1 protein-coding gene is annotated in these 912 nt (G+C 42.0%); it reads right to left on the reverse strand.

Features of this window, described 5'->3' with window-relative positions; all coding sequences use genetic code 11:
* Positions 1–38 precede the first annotated feature (38 nt).
* A complete protein-coding gene (gene nadE, locus H5072_RS20415) occupies positions 39–869 on the reverse strand; it encodes an ammonia-dependent NAD(+) synthetase (RefSeq protein WP_024589633.1) in 831 nt (276 codons plus the stop codon).
* Positions 870–912 lie beyond the last annotated feature (43 nt).

Below are 912 nucleotides of genomic sequence, written 5' to 3' on the forward strand. Positions count from 1 at the left end.
CTCAAAGGCATTAATTGCTTTATTTTAGCTACTAAACCTTAATCGTAAATTGTCGGAATTGGTTGACGCTTATGTTGTGTACGCGTGTAAATGCTTACAAGCTTTTGTTCAACATCATTAGACACAGGTTTACCTTCTAAAAAGTCATCAATTTGCTCATAGCTCAAACCAAGTGCTTCTTCGTCTGTTAAACCTGGGCGGTCACTTTCTAAATCAGCTGTAGGTGCTTTATCTACCAATAAAGCTGGCGCACCTAGTGCAGTAGCAAGTGCACGAACTTGGCGTTTTGATAAACCAAACAGAGGGGCTAAATCGCACGCGCCGTCACCAAATTTAGTATAAAAACCAGTAATGTTTTCAGCACTATGATCGGTACCCACTACTAAGCCTTGGCAAAAACCTGCAATTTCGTACTGAGCAACCATACGTTGACGCGCTTTAACATTACCTTTAATAAAATCTATTTGAGCTTGCTCAGGCAGTGCTTCACCACAGCCAACTACGGCAGCTATCGCTTGCTCATGCAATGCATCAGCCGCAGGTTGTACGTTTACGGTCATACGTTTACTTGGCTGAATAAAATCAACCGCCATTTGTGCTTCATCTTCGTCAGCTTGTACACCATAAGGTAGGCGCACTGCAATAAACTGATACTTGTCAGTATCGTGTTCTTTATTTAGCTCGTTTACAGCAAGTTGACATAAGCGGCCGCAGGTTGATGAGTCAACACCACCGCTAATACCCAGTACTAACGAGCGTGAATGAGCTGCTACCAAACGTGTTTTAATAAAATTAACTCGGCGAGTTATCTCAGCATTTACATCAATCGTTGGCTGAACCTTCATTTCAGCCATAATTTCGGCGCGCATTGCCAGCTCCTTATAAAATTTAATATGTGATACGCAATAAACT

The organism is Pseudoalteromonas sp. SR45-5, from assembly GCF_014163565.1.
Taxonomy (GTDB): domain Bacteria; phylum Pseudomonadota; class Gammaproteobacteria; order Enterobacterales; family Alteromonadaceae; genus Pseudoalteromonas; species Pseudoalteromonas distincta.

What these genes read in the sequence shown, in the direction of transcription:
- nadE (WP_024589633.1), bottom strand. Translation starts at nt 869, where the DNA reads ATGCGCGCCGAAATTATGGCTGAAATGAAGGTTCAGCCAACGATTGAT.